Genomic DNA, 17,392 nt, shown 5'->3' on the forward strand with positions numbered 1-17,392 from the left:
GGGGGCCGAGTCGGATGGCGCGAGGGGCTTTATTCGGTTTCGATGAAGCTGCGCAGTTTGTCCGAACGGGTGGGATGGCGGAGCTTGCGCAGGGCTTTGGCTTCAATCTGACGGATGCGCTCGCGGGTGACGTCGAATTGCTTGCCAACTTCTTCGAGGGTGTGGTCAGTGTTCATGTCGATGCCGAAGCGCATGCGCAGGACCTTGGCCTCGCGCGAGGTGAGGCTGGCGAGCATGTTCTGGGTGGCCTCGCGCAGGCCCTCGGCGGTGGCGGAGTCGACCGGGGAGATGACGGTGGAGTCCTCAATGAAGTCGCCGAGGTGGGAGTCTTCATCGTCGCCGATGGGGGTTTCCATGGAGATGGGCTCTTTGGCGATCTTGAGCACCTTGCGGACTTTGTCCTCGGGCATTTCCATGCGCGTGGCAAGTTCCTCGGGCGTGGCTTCGCGGCCCATTTCCTGCACCATCTGGCGTGAGATGCGATTGAGCTTGTTGATGGTCTCAATCATGTGCACCGGGATGCGGATGGTGCGTGCCTGATCAGCGATCGAGCGAGTGATCGCTTGACGAATCCACCAAGTGGCGTAGGTGGAGAATTTGTAGCCGCGCCGGTATTCGAATTTATCCACGGCTTTCATCAGGCCGATGTTGCCTTCCTGAATCAGATCAAGGAACTGCAAGCCGCGGTTGGTGTATTTCTTGGCGATGGAGATGACCAGGCGCAGGTTGGCCTCGACCATCTCCTTCTTGGCGCGACGGGCCTTGGCCTCGCCGATGGACATCTTGCGGTTGATTTCCTTGATCTCGCCGATCTTGAGGACGTTTTCTTCTTCCAGCTCCTGCAGTCGGCGCTGAGCACGGCGGATTTCCTCGGCATACTCGCCTAGGCGACCGGAGTATTTCTGGCCTGATGCCAGGTGCTCGTCGAGCCAGTTGGGGTTGGTCTCGTTGTCAGGGAAGGAATCGATGAAGACCTTCCGCGGCATGCGGGCACCATCGACGCACAGCCCCAGGACCTGGCGTTCCTGCGCGCGAATGCGTTCGATCGTCTGGCGCAGAATGCGGATCAGGTCGTTGAAGACGGCGGCAACCAGCTTGAAGCCGAGGAATTCCTCCGACACCCGCTCAAGCGCATAACGAGTGCGATCGTCATCGCGCCCGTAGTCGTGCAGATTGAGAATCAGGCGTTCGTAGTTATCCCGCAGCGCCTTGACGCGCTGAGCAAACTCTTCTGGATCGGGGCCTGTGTCGACGACCTCTTCCTCGGCATTGTCGTCAGTGGTGGTGGCATCCTTGGCCGCCCCTTTGTTGACGGGCTCGGCAATTTCGTCGCTGCCGTCGTCAAAGCCGGTGATCACGTCGGTGATGCGCATTTCCTCGCGCTCGACCTGATTGAACAGTTCAAGCAGCACGCCGACGGTCTTGGGGTAGACCGAAAGCGCACCCAAGACCTGATTGAGGCCTTCTTCGATCCGCTTGGCGATGCGCAATTCGCCCTCGCGCGTGAGCAGCTCGACGGTGCCCATCTCGCGCATGTACATGCGCACGGGATCGGTGGTGCGGCCGAATTCACTATCGACCGACGCCAGCGCGGCGGCAGCGGCCTCAGCGGCCTCGTCATCGGCGACGGCAGAGTCGCTGAGTTGGTCGACTTCTGACGGCGCCGTCTCATGGACTGTGATGCCCATGTCGTTGATCATGCGCACGATGTCTTCGATCTGCTCGGGCTCGACGATGCCGTCCGGCAGATGGTCGTTCACCTCGGTGTAGGTCAGGAAGCCCTGATCCTTACCCTTTGCGATCAACTGTTTTAACTGCGACGCCTGTTGCTGTTCCTGGTCCATAAAGTACCTATCGAATCTGGTCGAATATGGCTAACACGCACGATCCATCTCGCCGGGGTTCTGGAGCCGGTTTTGGGGCCAGTTCTGAACTCGGTTCTGGCTCAGTTCTGAGCCCAATTCTGGGCCATTTGTCGCGCGCACGAAGAACGCGGCACCCAAGGCGAAAGAAGGCCTGCGCCGAGACGGAGAATCAAGTCGACACGGACGATGCGAAACTCCCAAGTATAACATAGGAATGCCGATCCGGCGCGGACCATCAACCGCCTTGGTTGGATGTTTCGCGACTTTTCGGCGTGTGATTCATGGCCGTCACCGCACTGCTGGCGCCGGCGAGACCCCCGAGTTGCCCACTGCTGAGCATGCGAAAGCGCCGCTCGCGCTCGGCCTCGCGGCAGAGTGCGGACAGCGCACCGACAAATTCGAGTTCCATGCCGGTCTCGGGAATATGTTGAGTCAAATGCGGGCCTTCAAGTTCCGTCACAAAGGGCTCGTGCTCACTGTCGCGGAAACATTCCCGCAGCATTTCCGGGGTCATATCGGGGTCGGCGTCGGCGTGCGCAAGGATTTCGTTGAGCAATTCCATGCCGTCCTCGTCCAGTTCTGTCCACTGCTCCGGTATCTCGCGCGCGGCGAGCGCCAGCCGCGGACGCTGGAGCAGCAGCGCGGAGGCAAGCCGCACCGCTGTCAGTCGCCCGCGCACTGGCGCTGCGCGCGGGGGGCGCGCGCGCCAGCCCGAGGGAGCTTTCGCCGCGGGAGAAGGCACGATCGCCGGGTTGCGAATACCGATCAGCCCCTCGAGTTGTTGCAGCAGCAGTTTCCGGTAGGTGCCTTCGGGTGCCAGGGCGATCAGCTCGCGCGCTTCGGCATCGCAGCGCGCGCGGCCCTCGGCAGAGTTTAGATCGGAGTGCTCGCGCAGGGCGTCGAACAGGAAATCCGACAGCAGCTGGGCCTGCGCGAGGCGCGTCTCGAAGGCATCAAGGCCCTCTGCGCGCAGCAGGGAGTCCGGGTCATGGCCAGGCGGCAGCAACAGAAAACGCAGGGTCAGGCGCTCGGCGGCAAAGGGCAGACTCACGCGCAGGGCTTTCCAGGCCGCGGCGCGCCCCGCTTTGTCCCCATCGAAACAATAAATCAGCTCGTCTGCCTGGCGCTTGAGTCGCTGGACCTGATCGGCGGTGGTGGCGGTGCCGAGGGTGGCGACCGCATAGGGCAGCCCAAATTGGGTGAGTGCGATAACATCCATGTAGCCCTCGACAATCAACAGACGCGAGAGCTGGCGCTGGCGCTCGCGCGCCTCAAACAATCCGTAAAGCTCGCCGCCCTTGTGATACACCGGCGTCTCGGGCGAGTTGAGGTACTTGGGCTCGGATTGGTCGAGCACCCGTCCGCCGAAGGCAATGACACGGCCGCGACGATCGCGGATCGGGAACATAATGCGGTTGCGAAAACGGTCGTACCGTCTTGTTTCGCCATCTTTTTCGCGCTCGATGACCAGGCCGGCGTCGATCAGCGCCTGCTGCCGGGCGGAATCACGACCGAGCCTGGATAGCAGAAAATCCCAACCTTGCGGTGCGAAACCAAGGCCGAATTCCATCGCGATCTCGCCGGTCAGCCCGCGCTCTTTCAGGTAAGCGATGGCGCGCGGGTCCTCGCGAAGCTGCGCGCAGTAAAGCGCAGCGGCATCCTCGAGCACCTGGTACAACGGGCTGAGATCGGGCGCGGGGGTATCGGGCTCGCCAGTGGCTCCCGCCTCTGGCAGAGCAATGCCCGCGCGGCTGGCAAGTTCTTCAATGGCTTCCGGAAAGTTCATCCGATCGTATTCCATCAGGAAGCTGATCGCGTCGCCATGAACCCCACAGCCAAAGCAGTGATAGCTCTGTCGCCCTGGCGTGACGATGAAGGACGGCGTTTTTTCCTGATGGAAAGGGCAGCATGCCTTGTAGAGCTGCCCGGCCGGGCGCAGCGGCACGCGCGCGCCGACAATCTCGACGATGTCGGTACGCGCAAGAATCTGCTCTTTGAGTTCGGGTGGGATTCTGCCGGCCATGGACTTTAAGCTAGCAGATAATCGGGAAAAGTCTGCGACCGTTCAGCGCCGCGTGCGTGCTCCGCCGCGCGAGCGCATCCGATAGACGGACGACTCACAGACGGGGCGGCTCAGGCATTCAGGCGCTGTTTCACTCGAGCGCTAATCTGGCCAATGTCGGCACGGCCTTGCACTTGCGGCTTAATGATGCCCATCACCTTGCCCATGTCGCGCATGGAGCTGGCGCCCGTCTCGGCCAAGGCCGCGTCGATGCAGGCATCGATCTCGGCATCGCTCAGCGGCTCGGGCATATAGGCTTGGCAGACCAGGATCTCGGCGGCCTCCTTCTCTGCCAGGTCCTCACGCCCGGCATCCTGGTACTGCGCGTGTGAGTCCCGCCGTTGCTTGATCATTTTCTCGAGCACGGCGAGCACCGCCGTGTCGTCAAGCTCGATACGCTCATCGACCTCGCGTTGCTTGATCGCGGCGTTGATGAGCCGAATGGTACCCAGACGCTCCTTGTCGCCGCCCTTGAGCGCGGCTTTCATATCATCCTGCAGGCGCTGCTTGAGCATGGTTATTGCCTAGAACGGGCGTTCCCAGCGGCGCGACTCGCGCGACAGCTTCTTGTGATGACGTTTGACGGCGGCGGCTTTCTTGCGTTTGCGCTCAGCCGTTGGCTTCTCGTAGAACTCCCGGCGGCGGACCTCGGCGAGAATCCCGGCTTTCTCACAGGAGCGCTTGAAGCGACGCAGGGCGACCTCGAAAGGCTCGTTTTCTTTGACACGAACGTTTGGCATGCAACAATCCCAATCAGTGACGGAAAAAAGGTTGTTAGAGAGAAGCAGCAAAAGTGCTTGGAATAAAACAACCGCGAATGATAACGTGCGCAGCTACCGGTGTGCAATCCGTTTGTCGCCCATCGACTTGGCGCGCGTCAGCCTAGCCCTGCCCTGCCCCACCAAAATCAGCTCGGCCCAGTGCGGCCCAGCTCTGACCAGCCATTCCCAAAGTCAACTAGCGACAGACACCCCGACCTTACACCACCAGCCAACACCATCAGCCAACACCAAAAAACAGTCACTCAAGCAGTCACCCAATCCATGTTTCATCCCCTGCCGTTGTTCATCGGCTTGCGCTACACCCGCGCCAAGCGTCGTAACCACTTTATTTCGTTCATATCCCTGATCTCGATGCTGGGCATCATGCTCGGCATCGTGGCACTGATCGTGGTGCTGTCGGTGATGAACGGCTTTCATAAGGAGATTCAGGAGCGCATCCTCGGCATGGCCTCGCACGCCACCATCAGCGCAGCCGATCCGGCCGGACTGACCAACTGGCCAGAATTGCTCGCGCAGGTGCGCGGCACGCCGGATGTGGTGGGTGCAGCGCCCTTTGTCGAGATCGAGGCCATGCTGATGAGCAACGGTCAGACCAATGCCGCCATGCTGCGCGGCATCCTGCCGGCGGAAGAAGACCAGGTCTCGGACCTGCGTGAGGACATGATCGCCGGGCGCGTTGAGAACCTGATCCCGGGCGAGTTCGATATCATCCTGGGCGCGGAGCTCGCCAACATCCTGCGGGTGGGTCTGGGCGACAAGGTCACAGTGGTCACGCCTCAGGTCAATGCCACGCCAGTCGGCGTGATGCCGCGGCTTAAAGCCTTCAACATCGTCGGTCTGTTCCAGGTTGGCATGGCTGACTACGACCGTGGCATGGCCTTTGTGCACATGGTGGATGCGGCCAAGCTGATGCGCCTGAACGAGGGCGCCGCCGGTGGCATCCGTCTTAAGCTGACGGATATGTTTCAGGCCCCGCGCACCGCACGCGAGGTGGCCGCAACGCTCGAGGGCTACTATCGGGTCACCGACTGGACCCAGGTACATCGAAATTTCTTTGCCGCGCTGCGCACCGAAAAGCGCATGATGGCGATTATTCTCTTTCTGATCGTCGCCGTGGCGGCCTTCAATATCGTCTCCACCCTGGTGATGGTGGTGACCGACAAGCGCGGGGATATTGCCGTGCTGCGCACTCTCGGCGCCTCGCCGGGCAAGGTGATGGCGATCTTCATGGTGCAGGGCACCAGCATCGGGCTGGTCGGGACGCTATTTGGCGTGGTCGGCGGGGTGCTGCTCGGCTGGAACGTGGAGAGCATCGTCGCGACCATCGAGCAAATGTTCGGGGTGCATTTTCTGGACCCCAGCATCTATTACATCAGCGCCCTGCCCTCGGATGTGCGCTTCAGCGACGTGGTCACCATCGCCGGCGGCGCCTTTGCGATGTCGGTGCTCGCCACCCTCTACCCCGCCTGGCGCGCCTCGCGCACCGACCCGGCCGAGGCATTGCGCTATGAATAACCCCTCCCCCGTGCTCGAGGCGATCGGCCTCGGCAAGTCCTTTCGCGAAGGTCCGCAGGAAGTGAAAGTCCTGCGCCAACTCGATCTGCGGGTCGAGCGCGGCGCGCGCGTGGCCGTGGTGGGTGCATCCGGCTCTGGCAAAAGCACCCTGTTGCATTGCCTGGGCGGTCTCGAGCAGCCCAGCGTCGGCGAGGTGCGCTGGGCTGGCGAGCCCATCGTCAAGCTCTCCGAGCGCCGGCGCGGGCTGCTCCGCAACAAGCGGCTTGGGTTTATCTATCAGTTTCACCATCTGCTTGGTGAGCTTACCGCGCTTGAGAATGTCGCCCTGCCCCTGTTGATCGGAGGGGCCAGCGCCGCCGATGCGCGCAAGCAGGCGAACGCGATTCTCACGCGCGTCGGACTAGCCGCACGCGTGGAGCACAAGCCTTCGGAGCTCTCCGGCGGCGAGCGCCAGCGGGTGGCCATCGCCCGGGCGCTGGTGACGCGGCCCGATTGCGTGCTGGCCGACGAGCCCACGGGCAATCTCGACCGGCGCACCGCGGCTGATATTTATGATCTGCTGTTGGAGCTGAACCGCGACATCGGCACCAGCGTGGTGCTGGTCACGCATGATCTGGAACTCGCCGCGCGCGCCGATCACATCTTGCGGCTGGAGGATGGCGCCTTGGTGGCGGATGCGCAGCCCGCTGCCGAAGCAGGTTCCGATGCTGATGCTGGGGTTGATGCTGGAGCTGATTCGGATGCCGGTTCCGAATTAGGCGCCGAACCCAATAGTGGACCTGGCAGCGATCGGGCATAGCGAGCACGCCGGCGGGCATTGAGCCGCCGCACCACCGCCCAGCGCCACAGGCCCTGCACCGTCCAGTAGGCAATCAGGGCGCTGATTGTGGCGCACACCAGGCTGCCGAGCAGGACTGGCCCAAGGATGCCGAGCCAGTTGTGCCAGTCGATCCAGAAATGGGCATTGAACGGTGGCACCGGCCGCAGCAGTAACAGGCAGCCGATTACATAGGCAAAATAGAACAGCGGCGGGATGGTCAGCGGATTGCTGAGCCACACCAGAGAGAAGGCGATAGGGAGGTTGACGCGCAGCTTGATGGCGCCGATCGTGGCATAGAACGGCTGACCCAGCGGCGGCAGGCAGAGGATGAAAAACCCAAGCGCGACCCCACCGGAGACCGAGCGTCGGTTCAGCACCCACAGCTGCGGCTCGCGCAGCAGATGTGCCACACGGCGCAGGGCCCAGTGCTCCACCAAGACGCGGGGATCAGGCAGACGCTGCTGCAGCCAGCGTTTCACGATTCAGCGATCACTCCGCCTGAGTTTATCCAGCTTTCATTCTCCGGTTTGATTATACCCACAAAGCCTCGCGATCAAGCGCAATCCCTCGCATTTTCGCGCCTCATCCCCGGCGGCCTGCCGGCGACGGCCCTGGCGTTCGCGCTCGGTGCCGGCGGATTTTTCCTACAAGACCATCTCGCACCAGCTCCCCTGCTGCTCGGCAGCTGTGCCGTCCTCGCCCTGGCTGGCATGCGTTGGCGCTGGCCGCGCTTGCTGCTGTTGGTCTTGGTCGGATTCGCCCATGCGCAATGGGCCAGCTGTCCGCTGCTGTGCCAGCCCTTCGACGAATCCTTGTTGCGCCAGGACCTGCTGATCCAAGGGCGGGTCGCAGGACTGCCGGATCAGACCAGCGAGCGCGCGCGCTTTTTGTTTCATATCGAGCGCGCCAGCCGTCAGCTCGATGCGGAGCAGCAGCCAGAGAGCCCCTCAACGAGCGAGCCGCTTGAGCTCCCCGAGCAAGTGCGCCTGAGCTGGTACAAGGGCGCCCCGCAGATCAAGGCCGGGGAGCGTTGGAGTCTGCTGGTGCGCCTTAAACCGCCACATGGCTTCGTGAATCCGGCCGGATTCGACTACGAGCGCTGGTTGTTTCAGCAGGGTATCGGCGCGACCGGCTATGTGCGCGACAGTGACCAGAACCGGCGGCTGGATGCCGGTCCGGGCGACCAGTGGCTCAATCACCTGCGCCAGCAGTTGCGAGCACGCATTATCGCTGTCCTGGGCGAGACGCGCGCCGCCGCCCTGGTGCGAGCCTTGGTGCTGGGAGACCGCGAGGGGCTGACGCCGCCGGACTGGCAGGTGCTCACGCGCACCGGCACCAACCATCTGTTGGCCATCTCGGGACTGCATATCGGGCTGATCGCGACCGCGGCTTTCTTTCTGACACGCGGGTTTTGGGCAAGGGCCGGCTCCCTGCCGCTGTGGCTCGCCGCACCGCGTGCGGGCGCCGTCATGGCAATGCTGGCCGCGCTGGGTTACAGCGCCCTGGCCGGATTCGCGGTCTCGACTCAGCGCGCCCTGGCGATGCTGGCCGTGGTGCTGGTGGCGCTGATCGCCGGGCGCACCTTGCGTCCGTTCGCCGCGCTCAGTCTGGCGCTGCTGGCGGTGCTGCTGGTCGATCCGCTCGCCATGCTGTCCTATGGATTCTGGCTGTCCTTCGGCGCCGTCAGCGCCCTGCTCTATGCCCTGGGCGGGCGTCTGGGCCAGCCGTCGCTGTTCGCTGGCTGGAGCCGCGCCCAGTGGACGGTTGCCTTGGGGTTGCTGCCGCTGTTATTGCTGCTGTTTGGGCGCGCGTCCTTGATCGCACCGCCGGTGAACCTGATCGCGGTGCCCCTGTTCTCCGTGCTGCTGCCCGCGATTCTGCTCGCCACCCTGATCAGCCTGGCAAGCAGCTGGACCTTACCCTTGACCTTAATCGGCGCCGGGCTCGAGCACGGATTAAATCTTCTCGCAACCCTGGCCGAGTTGCCCTGGGCGACCATCGGCCTGGGCGAGCGCCCGCTGTGGGTCTGGGGCGCGGCCTTTGCTGGCGTGGCCCTGCTGCTGGCACCGCGCGGCCTGCCAGGGCGTTGGCTGGGATTGATATATTTGCTTCCGCTGCTGCTGGTGCGGCCGCTGCCGCCGGCGCCTGGAACGGCGGCCGTCACGGTGCTCGACGTCGGTCAGGGGCTGGCGGTAGTCATCCGCACCGCGCGACACACCCTGGTCTATGATCTGGGGCCGCGCTTTCCCAGCGGCTTCAATACCGGCACGGCGGTGGTCGCGCCCTATCTGCGCGCCCTTGGCATCGGGGAGGTCGATCTGCTGGTGGTCAGCCATGCCGATCAAGACCATGCCGGCGGGCTGTCCGGGCTGCTTGAGGAGAATCCGGTCGCACGGCTGCTGAGCGGAGAGCCGGCCGAGCTGGAGTCGGCACTGTCATCCGGCGTCACTGCCGAGCCCTGTCAGGCCGGCCAGCAGTGGCACTGGGACGGCGTTGAGCTGGCCATCTTGCACCCGAGTGCTGCGACGCAACTGGAAGGCAACGACAGCTCCTGCGTGCTGAAAATCACCACCGGCGGTGCCAGCCTGCTGCTGAGCGGTGATGCTGGCAACCGCATCGAGGCCGGATTGGTCCGCGAATATGGCCAAGCCCTGCGCGCCGAGGTTCTGGTGGCCGGGCATCACGGCAGCGCAACATCCTCAGCGCGCGTTTTTCTAGAACAGGTCGATCCGCGCTGGGTGATCTACTCGGCGGGTTTCGCCAATCGCTATGGATTTCCGGCCAAGGTGGTGTCTGAGCGCGTCGATCATCTTGGCATTCCGTCGCTGAACACGGCTACCACTGGCGCCATCTCCTTTCTGCTGCCGGCTCGGCCGCCGCTGGGGCCGCCGGAGCTGGCGCGGGCGCAGCGCGACCGATTGTGGCGCCATCATCCAGCGCCCTGATGAAACCCAGAAGCTCGCTGGCCAAGGGCTGAGATTTCAACCCCTGCGCATCGCGCAGCAGCCTGGCTGCGAGCGACCGGTTTCCGTCCGCCAGGGCCGTCACGGCGACGCGCAGCTTGCGCTCCGCCGCAACCTCGATCTCGGCGAGTCGCTCGAGTGCCATGCCGCAGCGGCGGCAATTCGGGTTGCCATCATAGCGGGCACGGCAGTTGGGGCAACGATCCATCGATACTACCCCCTGGCTCAGGACTCCAGGTAAAACACCAGGTCGGAGAGCTCCGCCATGGTTCGCTCGATGGCCGCCGGGTCATTGGCCTCGAGCGCGTCGCGCACGGCTTCGGTCATATCGACCAGATCTTCCTTGTCGTCGGCATTGGCGCTTTCCATCAAGCGCTCGGCCTTTTCGATCAACGCCTGGGCCTGGACATTCTCGCGCCGCGCGGCGGTATCGCTGGCCGCGCCAGTGGCCGCATCATCGTCGACTCGCTCGGCCTCGCCGTCGATCAGGGCCGAGAGCCGGTTGCGGGCGGCCTCCAGCTCCTGCTCCTCGAAACGCGCGGTGGCGTTGTCAATGGTGATCTGCTTTTCCAGCCCGGTGCGCTTCTCGCTCGCGGTCACCTGCAAAATGCCGTTTAAGTCGAGCGTGAAGGTCATGACGATGACATTGCCGGCCGGCACGTCGCCCAGCCCCTCAACGTGGAAGGAGCCGATCTCGGTGTTATTGAGCGCGTCCGGGTCCTCGCCCTGGTAGACATGCACCTCGATCTTGGTCTGACCGTCGTACATGGTCTGGAAGGCTTCGCTCTTGGTCACGGGCAGCGGCGTGTTCTTGCGAATCACCGGCACATAAACGAATGGATAGGGCTCGCCATTGAAGTCCCCGAAGGCGCTGGTGCCGAAGGTGTAGGGCGTGACATCGACCAACACCGAGGCGACCGTCTGCCCGCTGATAACAGCGGCCTGAATGGCTGCGCCGGCGGCGACGCACAGGTCCGGATCGACCTCGGCGCGCGGCTGCATGCCGAGAATCTGTTCCAGGCGCTCCTGAATCAGCGGCGTGCGCGTGCTGCCGCCGACCAGCAGCACCTCGTCGAGATCGGCCACCGCCAGGCCAGCGCCCTTGAGCGCGGTGTGCACGGCCTCGAGGGTTTCGTCGATATAGCTCTTGATCAGGTCCTCGTAGTCGCTGCGCGAGATCTCGAGCGACAGGTTGAGTGGCTGGCCTTGGTGCTCGAGCAGGTACTCCTCCTCGATGCGCGCGAAGGGGGAGTCGCTGAGGGTGATCTTGGCCGCTTCGCAGGCGCGCTGAATGCGGGCAAGGGCGCTGCGGTCTTCCAGCGACGCGATGCCATGCTCGTTTTTGAGATGGTTCAACACATGCTCGACCAAGCGGGCGTCGAAATCGTCGCCGCCAAGCTGGTTGTTGCCATGGCTGGCAAGCACCTCGGTGATGTCGGCGGTCATGCGCACCACCGAAACGTCGAAGGTGCCGCCGCCAAGGTCGTAGACCAGGATGGTGCGGCTGCCCTGATGATCGGCCTCGTAGGCGAGCGCGGCGGCGGTGGGCTCATTGATGATGCGCACCACCTCGAGCCCGGCCAGTTCGCCCGCATCGCGGGTGGCCTGGCGCTGGGCGTCGGAGAAATAGGCCGGGACCGTGATCACCGCCTTGCCGACGGATTCGCCGAGATGCTGCTCGGCGGCTTGCTTCAGGCGCTTTAAGATGAGCGCGGAGATTTCCTGCGGGCGATAGGACTGCTCGCCCAGGCTCAGATGCACATCCTCGCCCATGCGCCGCTTGACCGAGCGGATGGTGCGCTCCGGATACAAACTGTACTGATTGCGTGCGGCCTGACCGACCAGCAGGTTGCCGTCGTCGCCCAAACCGACCACCGATGGCAGCAGCTTGGCACCGTCGATGGCGAGAATCTCCGGGCGCCCATCGCGCACCACGGCCACTTCCGAGTTGGTGGTACCCAGGTCGATACCGATGATGATGTCAGTCACAGCTTAGGATTCCGTGCGTTTTGATGAATGTTCTTCTGATGCATGCTTTTCTAATCCATGCTTTCTGGGGTGTCGATGCGGTTGACGACCACCTCGGCCAGCCGCAGCAGATCGTCGTGCAGCAGCCAGCCCGGCCTCGACTCGGCCATCACCTCGCCATTGCGGTACTCGGGCTCGCGGGTCAGCTCCGCCGCGCGCATGCGGTGCGGGTCGAACAAGCGCCCAACTGTCGCAATGGGCCGCACCCCGCGCCGCGCCAAGCTTTCCTCAAGCCGACGCAGATTCATGGCCATGCCTTCGGCCAGAGAGCCGATCAGCCGTGCCTCGCGGCGATTGCGCGCATACCAGTGGGGCTGAAAGCGTGTGGCCTGTTCCTGACCGGCCTGCAGCCGATCGCGAAGCTCGAGCAGTTCGAGCAGCATGTCGCGCCAGCCGGCACGGTCGCCCGCGCGGGTCTGCTCGCAGCGGCGTTCCTGCTCGTCGGCGAGCCGCGTCTGGCTCTCGCGCAGGTTGTCGAACAGACCACGGAACTCTTCCAACGCGGTTCTGACCTGCCGGGACTCGAGCTTGACCTCGTTTTTGAGCGCGGCGAGCTCGGCGAAGAACGAGAAAAGATCGGGCGCGGGTGCCTCCTCGGCTCCACCCTCGGCTGCGCTGACGGCCCGCCCGTCAGCTCCCGAGTCGCGCCGACTCTTGTCTCGGCCGTCGTCCCAGTCGTCTGCGCCGGCCCCAAGGTCACCGGCCAGTTGATCCGGTGCTTGTTCTTCTGCGGCTTGTTCTGCCGCGATGGTATCGAGATAGGCGCGAAACTGTGCCGTCAGCGCCTCGCGGGTGGCCAGGTCCATCAGGCATCTCCCCGCAACAGGGCTTGCAGCATGGCCGCGTCCGGACGTCGGGGCTCGCCGACCGGCGCGGCGCGCTCGAGGATATCCGCCGGTTCCACGGGCGTGCGGTCGAACAGCTCATAGGCGATGCGATCGCGCTCGGTGCGCAGCATCTCAAAGGCCGCGCGAATGGCGCTGAAGCGCTCGCCATCACGCTCGGGCGGACAGCGGCGGATGGCGTCGTGATAGGCGCGCTCGACGGCGGCATCGTCGGCGTCGGCGCCGAGGCCGAGAATCAAGTAAGGGTCGCGCATCAGAAAAGATCCAGTTGTTTGGGCGGGGGATCATTCGGCCCATCACTCGACGGACCACTGCCATCGGCGCTCGAGCCGGGTTTGGTAGCCTGTTTTGACGGCGGCTTGGGCTTCGCACCTGATCCGGTTTTGGGCTTGGACCGAGACCTTGCTTTGGACGAGCCTGTTGACGGAGGCTCGGAATCTCCCGGGCCGGGAAAGGGCGAGTCACCCAAAAGGGCACTTGCGTCGACGCCGCCCTGAATGGCATTCAACACCATATCGATCACCGCTTGCCGGCCTAACGCCTTCTCCATTTCCTTGGCTTCGCGTATCACGCTTTTAGGCGCGCCGAGCATTTCCATCACCTTGACCGGACCGATGGACTCGATCATGTGACGCACGGCGTCACTGGAGAGCATCTCGCCAGCGTCCAGACTATCGAAAACCGGGGGCGGGACATCGAAAGGATCGTCCGGCCAGAATTCGTCTTCTTCATCCTCGTCATCGTCATCGAAGAACATCGGCGGCATCGGAAAGTTGCCGCGCAGCGGCGGGCCGTGCGGGAGGACTTTCTCGATGCGGATGGCGGTACGGGTGTCGCCGCCGTCGCGCGCCCTCTGCCAGGCATCCTCGAGCTCACTCAGGTCGGCGCGGCGGCGGTAATCGAAGCCGCGCGGGTATTTCCCCTGAAACTGGTACATGACAAAAATCGGCTCACGCGGCCATTGCTTCAGCGCCGCCTCGGCCGCTTTCTGGCAGGCCAGATGCTGACCGAAACGCTGCAGGGTATCGCAGGCGGTCTCCAGCTCCGCGCGCGAAAGATCCCGCCATGGCGCGGCGTTGAAAACCTTTTTTTGCAGAGTCGCGGCCAGGTCGTCGCTAATGGGACTATTGTCCTCGAGATGGCGGCGCAAACGCCCGAGGGCGGCGAGCAAATCCTCCCGCCCCCGGCCCTTGGACTTGTTCAATGACAGCAGCCGGAACACGTCCGAGGCTTGGACCCTTACCCGAGCGCAGGCCAGGGCCAGCTCGACCCGCGCGTCCAGACTGTCGCCGCGCCCGCCATAGCGGGCTTTCAGCTCCGCGAGCGCCGCGTCCGTGCTCCGACGGTCCATCGCGTCCACCAGCACCAGCCCCAGGGACAGCTGATCCTTGTCCTCGTCATTCGATGCCCACTCCTGTGCGTCAACCAGCTCTTTGCGGGCGAGGTCCAGGCGGCGATTGCCGACCTGCTTGTGGGCATGCAGGAAATGCGCGCCGACCAACCGCCGTCGTACATCGGTGTTGATCGGATCGATCTCCAACACCTTTTTGGCCAGGGTCGCTGCCTTTTTGAAGGCACCGCCATCGAGGGCCGTCTGCATGGCCTCGATCATTAGCGGCAGATCCCGCGGCCAACGCTTCTGCCCCAACTCCAGCACCCGGCGGGCATCCTTGAGCTGACGCGCTTTACGGAAGAACTCGATCAGTTTCAGATAGGTGGCGCGGTCGTCCGGGTCCCAGCGCAGACTTTCCTCAAGTTGTTCCGCCACCGCCAGCTCAAAAGCGTCCGGCTCTTGGCTCGCCGAACAGCGCTCGAGCACTTTCAACACCCTGTCGGTCCGGCGCAGGATGAGCGCGATACGCAAAGGCGACTGCGCATCCCGCGCCTCCTCGGACTGAAACATTTGCAATTGCGCACATTCGCGCCAGCATTCGATCAGGTCGAATGGATCGCCATGGGTGTCCACTTCGGCATCCCAGGCCGACACCAGCTCGCGCTCCCATGTCGTCAATGCGGGCGCCCCACATTCGCGCAGCCAAGTCGAAATATTCGCACGGATATCGAAATCGAAGACCGAGGTGGGCGTTACCGCGTCATTAAAGGCCAGCGTCAGCGCCTTGCGTCGCACCCAGTTGCGCCCAAGATCCTTGATGTGGCGGTACAACGTCTTCGCCAGCGCGCGTGGCGCCGGTTTCGATCCAGGTTTCGGACCAAGGCGATTCAGCTCCTGCCACAGCGCAAGCCGCTCCGGCGGCCAGCCACGCAGCGCGCAAGCCACCTGAAACTCCGCCCCGGTCGCACCACCAGCGCCATCGGCAAAGGCCCGATCGGGCAAGACCGCAAGCGCAAGGGCGCGCTTCAAAGGCGCGAATGGCGATGAATCCGACACCCGCTCGAGCTGAGCCACCACGGGCTTTGCATCGCCTTGCGAAGCGTCCGGCTCAGTCGCGGTCTGCCGCTGCAGCACCTTAAGCAACTGCACCCAGTCGCGGTAAGGCGAGCGGAAGGGAATGGCCGACAGCGCAGCACGCAAGTCGTCATCCCGGCCCTCGCAATAGGCGTGCAGGGCTGCCAAGGCCGGCTCGGCATGCAGACGCACCGGATCATCCGCCGGAAGCTGCGCGAGCAGGGCGGAATGTCCGCCGACGACCTGGGCGGCGATTTGTGCGCGCAGACTCTCGCGCTGCCCGGCTGCCAGGGCATCACTCCCCGCGCTGTCCGGATTATCGGTGAGCGCGCCCACCACCGCCTCCATGCGGCCGAGCCTGACCAGCAGCCCCGCATGCTCTAGGTGCATGGGCGCCTTGTCATGGAGAGCGGCGCGGTTCTCCCAGATCGCCAGCGCCTCCTTCAGCATGCCCTTGGCGGTCAGCTCCCCCGCCCGTCCGGCGTAGGCATCCGCCAGCGCAGTGCGCCACTCGGGGCGTGGCTCGCGCTTGAGCAATTCCTTGAAATCAGCGATTGCATCGCGCCAGCGGCCGCTCTCGAGCGCCGCGCGCGCTTCTTGCTCGAGCGCGGAGGTGTTGGTCTTGTGGCGATTCTCGCCGCCACGGGGGGTACGCTTCTTTTGCTTCTTGCCCATTAGAGATACCAGAAGGGTTGGCGGCAGGCCAGCTAGCCGCGCCGCCAGCGCGAACCGCTCGCGCCATCCTCGAGCTGAATGCCGGCCTGCTGCAATTCATCGCGGATACGATCGGCCTCAGCGAAATCCTTGGCTTGCCGCGCCTGGGCGCGGCGCGCGATCAGGTCCTCGATCTCCTTGTCGCTCGGCCCCTGCTGCACGGCATTGGTCTCCGGGCTGCCGCGCAAATAGGCATCGGCATCGTCCTGAAGCAGGCCGAGCGTGGCGCTCAGGCGGCGGCCCTCGGCCGCGAGCGCGGCCGCCGCTGGCGGGTCGCTATCGCGCAGTCGGTTGACCTCGCGCGCCATGTCAAACAGCGCAGCCAGTGCCTCGGGGGTGTTGAAGTCATCGTCCATGGCGGCAGTGAAACGCTGCCGGTAGCTCTCACCGCCAGCGGGCTCAGCAGCCGGCAGTCCGCGCATCGCAGTATAAAGCCGAGTCAGAGAAGCGCGTGCCTGCTCCAGATTGCTCTCGTCGTAATTCAGCGGGCTGCGGTAGTGGCTGGCGAGGATAAAGTAGCGAATCTCCTCGGGCCGGAAGCGCGTGAGAATCTCCCGCACGGTGAAGAAATTGCCCAGCGACTTGGACATTTTTTCATCGTTGATGCGCACAAAGCCATTGTGCATCCAGACATTGACGAAAGGCTCGCCGGTCGCGCCCTCGGACTGGGCGATTTCATTGTCGTGATGCGGAAACTGCAGGTCCGCGCCGCCACCATGGATGTCAAAATGATTGCCCAGGCAATGAGTGGACATGGCCGAGCATTCGATATGCCAGCCCGGTCGCCCCGGCCCCCAGGGCGACTCCCAGGACGGCTCGCCCGGCTTGACCGCTTTCCAGAGCACGAAGTCGAGCGGATCGCGCTTGTGCTGATCGACCTCAACGCGAGCGCCGGCGCGCAGATCGGCCGGGTCTTTGCCGGAGAGCCGCCCATAGCCAGGAAAGCTCGCCACCTTGTAGTAGACATCGCCATTGTCGGCCGCGTAGGCATGACCGCGCGCGATCAGACGCTCGACCATGGCCAAAATCTCACCGACATGGGCAGTCGCGCGCGGTTCCAGCGTCGGCGGGCGCACGCCAAGCAGCGCGGCGTCTTCATGCATCGCGGCGATGAACTGATCCGTCAGCGCGTCGATTGCAACGCCCTGCTCCGCCGCGCGCGCGATGATCTTGTCGTCAATGTCAGTGATGTTGCGCACATAGGTCACGTCAAAGCCTAGGTGGTGCAGGTAGCGGAAAACCATGTCAAACACCACCAGCACCCGCGCATGGCCAAGGTGGCAGTAGTCGTAGACCGTCATGCCGCAGACGTACATGCGCGCCTTGCCAGGCTCCAGCGGTTCGAACGGCTCTTTGCGTCGAGTCAGGCTGTTATGAATGTGCAACATCCG

12 protein-coding genes and 1 pseudogene are annotated in these 17,392 nt (G+C 63.9%); 3 read left to right on the forward strand and 10 right to left on the reverse strand.

Annotated elements, in window-relative coordinates; all coding sequences use genetic code 11:
* Positions 1-29: 29 nt before the first annotated feature.
* The 4 genes from rpoD to rpsU all read right to left on the reverse strand — a co-directional run bounded on the left by rpoD (position 30) and on the right by rpsU (position 4,667).
* Positions 30-1,844, reverse strand: coding sequence for an RNA polymerase sigma factor RpoD (rpoD, locus tag Thiosp_RS13000; protein WP_201067953.1), 1,815 nt, complete (start codon positions 1,842-1,844; stop codon positions 30-32).
* Between the two features lie 256 nt (positions 1,845-2,100).
* A complete protein-coding gene (dnaG, locus tag Thiosp_RS13005) occupies positions 2,101-3,888 on the reverse strand; it encodes a DNA primase (RefSeq protein ID WP_201067954.1) in 1,788 nt (595 codons plus the stop codon).
* 110 nt (positions 3,889-3,998) lie between these two features.
* Positions 3,999-4,442, reverse strand: coding sequence for a GatB/YqeY domain-containing protein (locus Thiosp_RS13010; RefSeq protein ID WP_201067955.1), 444 nt, complete (start codon positions 4,440-4,442; stop codon positions 3,999-4,001).
* A gap of 9 nt (positions 4,443-4,451) precedes the next feature.
* Positions 4,452-4,667: a 30S ribosomal protein S21 gene (rpsU, locus tag Thiosp_RS13015; RefSeq protein WP_201067956.1), complete on the reverse strand. Its 216-nt coding sequence runs from the start codon at positions 4,665-4,667 to the stop codon at positions 4,452-4,454.
* Positions 4,668-4,970: 303 nt separating this feature from the next.
* Here rpsU and Thiosp_RS13020 point away from each other — a divergent pair, with 303 nt between their 5' ends.
* Both Thiosp_RS13020 and lolD read left to right on the forward strand, forming a co-directional pair.
* Positions 4,971-6,224 carry a lipoprotein-releasing ABC transporter permease subunit gene (locus Thiosp_RS13020; RefSeq protein WP_201067957.1) on the forward strand — a complete coding sequence of 418 codons (1,254 nt, stop codon included), beginning with the start codon at positions 4,971-4,973 and terminating at the stop codon, positions 6,222-6,224.
* Complete coding sequence (gene lolD, locus Thiosp_RS13025) at positions 6,217-7,023, forward strand: lipoprotein-releasing ABC transporter ATP-binding protein LolD (protein WP_201067958.1); 807 nt, start codon at positions 6,217-6,219, stop codon at positions 7,021-7,023. Before Thiosp_RS13020 ends, lolD begins: the two co-directional genes overlap by 8 nt.
* Before the next feature lie 83 nt (positions 7,024-7,106).
* On the opposite strand, the pseudogene Thiosp_RS13030 reads toward lolD, so the two are convergent.
* Positions 7,107-7,523 (reverse strand): annotated as a pseudogene (locus Thiosp_RS13030) (DUF2062 domain-containing protein); the annotation flags it as partial.
* Positions 7,524-7,571: 48 nt separating this feature from the next.
* On the opposite strand from Thiosp_RS13030, the gene Thiosp_RS13035 reads away from it, so the two are divergent.
* Entirely contained in the window at positions 7,572-9,989 is a 2,418-nt protein-coding gene (locus Thiosp_RS13035) for a DNA internalization-related competence protein ComEC/Rec2 (protein WP_242518722.1), read from the forward strand.
* 243 nt (positions 9,990-10,232) lie between these two features.
* Here Thiosp_RS13035 and Thiosp_RS13040 read toward each other — a convergent pair whose 3' ends face one another.
* The 5 genes from Thiosp_RS13040 to cysS are packed head-to-tail and all read right to left on the reverse strand — an operon-like array spanning position 10,233 to position 17,389.
* A complete protein-coding gene (locus Thiosp_RS13040) occupies positions 10,233-11,996 on the reverse strand; it encodes an Hsp70 family protein (RefSeq protein WP_201067960.1) in 1,764 nt (587 codons plus the stop codon).
* A 50-nt stretch (positions 11,997-12,046) separates the two neighbouring features.
* Positions 12,047-12,841 carry a nucleotide exchange factor GrpE gene (locus Thiosp_RS13045; protein ID WP_201067961.1) on the reverse strand — a complete coding sequence of 265 codons (795 nt, stop codon included), beginning with the start codon at positions 12,839-12,841 and terminating at the stop codon, positions 12,047-12,049.
* The gene (locus Thiosp_RS13050) at positions 12,841-13,134 is read right to left on the reverse strand and encodes a DnaJ domain-containing protein (RefSeq protein WP_201067962.1); all 294 of its coding nucleotides are present in this window, start codon (positions 13,132-13,134) and stop codon (positions 12,841-12,843) included. Before Thiosp_RS13050 ends, Thiosp_RS13045 begins: the two co-directional genes overlap by 1 nt.
* The gene (locus Thiosp_RS13055; protein WP_201067963.1) at positions 13,134-15,962 is read right to left on the reverse strand and encodes a tetratricopeptide repeat protein; all 2,829 of its coding nucleotides are present in this window, start codon (positions 15,960-15,962) and stop codon (positions 13,134-13,136) included. The genes Thiosp_RS13050 and Thiosp_RS13055 overlap by 1 nt, the downstream gene beginning before the upstream one ends.
* Before the next feature lie 32 nt (positions 15,963-15,994).
* Positions 15,995-17,389 (reverse strand): cysteine--tRNA ligase, encoded by a 1,395-nt coding sequence (cysS, locus tag Thiosp_RS13060; protein WP_201067964.1) that lies wholly within the window; start codon positions 17,387-17,389, stop codon positions 15,995-15,997.
* Between the last annotated feature and the right edge of the window lie 3 nt (positions 17,390-17,392).

This window comes from Thiorhodovibrio litoralis, from assembly GCF_033954455.1.
GTDB lineage: Bacteria > Pseudomonadota > Gammaproteobacteria > Chromatiales > Chromatiaceae > Thiorhodovibrio > Thiorhodovibrio litoralis.

Excerpts from the sequence above, each read along its gene's own strand:
- rpoD (WP_201067953.1), bottom strand. The coding sequence starts at position 1,844 with ATGGACCAGGAACAGCAACAGGCGTCGCAGTTAAAACAGTTGATCGCA.
- lolD (WP_201067958.1), top strand. The coding sequence starts at position 6,217 with ATGAATAACCCCTCCCCCGTGCTCGAGGCGATCGGCCTCGGCAAGTCC.
- Thiosp_RS13050 (WP_201067962.1), bottom strand. The coding sequence starts at position 13,134 with ATGCGCGACCCTTACTTGATTCTCGGCCTCGGCGCCGACGCCGACGAT.
- Thiosp_RS13020 (WP_201067957.1), top strand. The coding sequence starts at position 4,971 with ATGTTTCATCCCCTGCCGTTGTTCATCGGCTTGCGCTACACCCGCGCC.
- cysS (WP_201067964.1), bottom strand. The coding sequence starts at position 17,389 with ATGTTGCACATTCATAACAGCCTGACTCGACGCAAAGAGCCGTTCGAA.
- rpsU (WP_201067956.1), bottom strand. The coding sequence starts at position 4,667 with ATGCCAAACGTTCGTGTCAAAGAAAACGAGCCTTTCGAGGTCGCCCTG.
- Thiosp_RS13045 (WP_201067961.1), bottom strand. The coding sequence starts at position 12,841 with ATGGACCTGGCCACCCGCGAGGCGCTGACGGCACAGTTTCGCGCCTAT.
- Thiosp_RS13055 (WP_201067963.1), bottom strand. The coding sequence starts at position 15,962 with ATGGGCAAGAAGCAAAAGAAGCGTACCCCCCGTGGCGGCGAGAATCGC.
- dnaG (WP_201067954.1), bottom strand. The coding sequence starts at position 3,888 with ATGGCCGGCAGAATCCCACCCGAACTCAAAGAGCAGATTCTTGCGCGT.
- Thiosp_RS13010 (WP_201067955.1), bottom strand. The coding sequence starts at position 4,442 with ATGCTCAAGCAGCGCCTGCAGGATGATATGAAAGCCGCGCTCAAGGGC.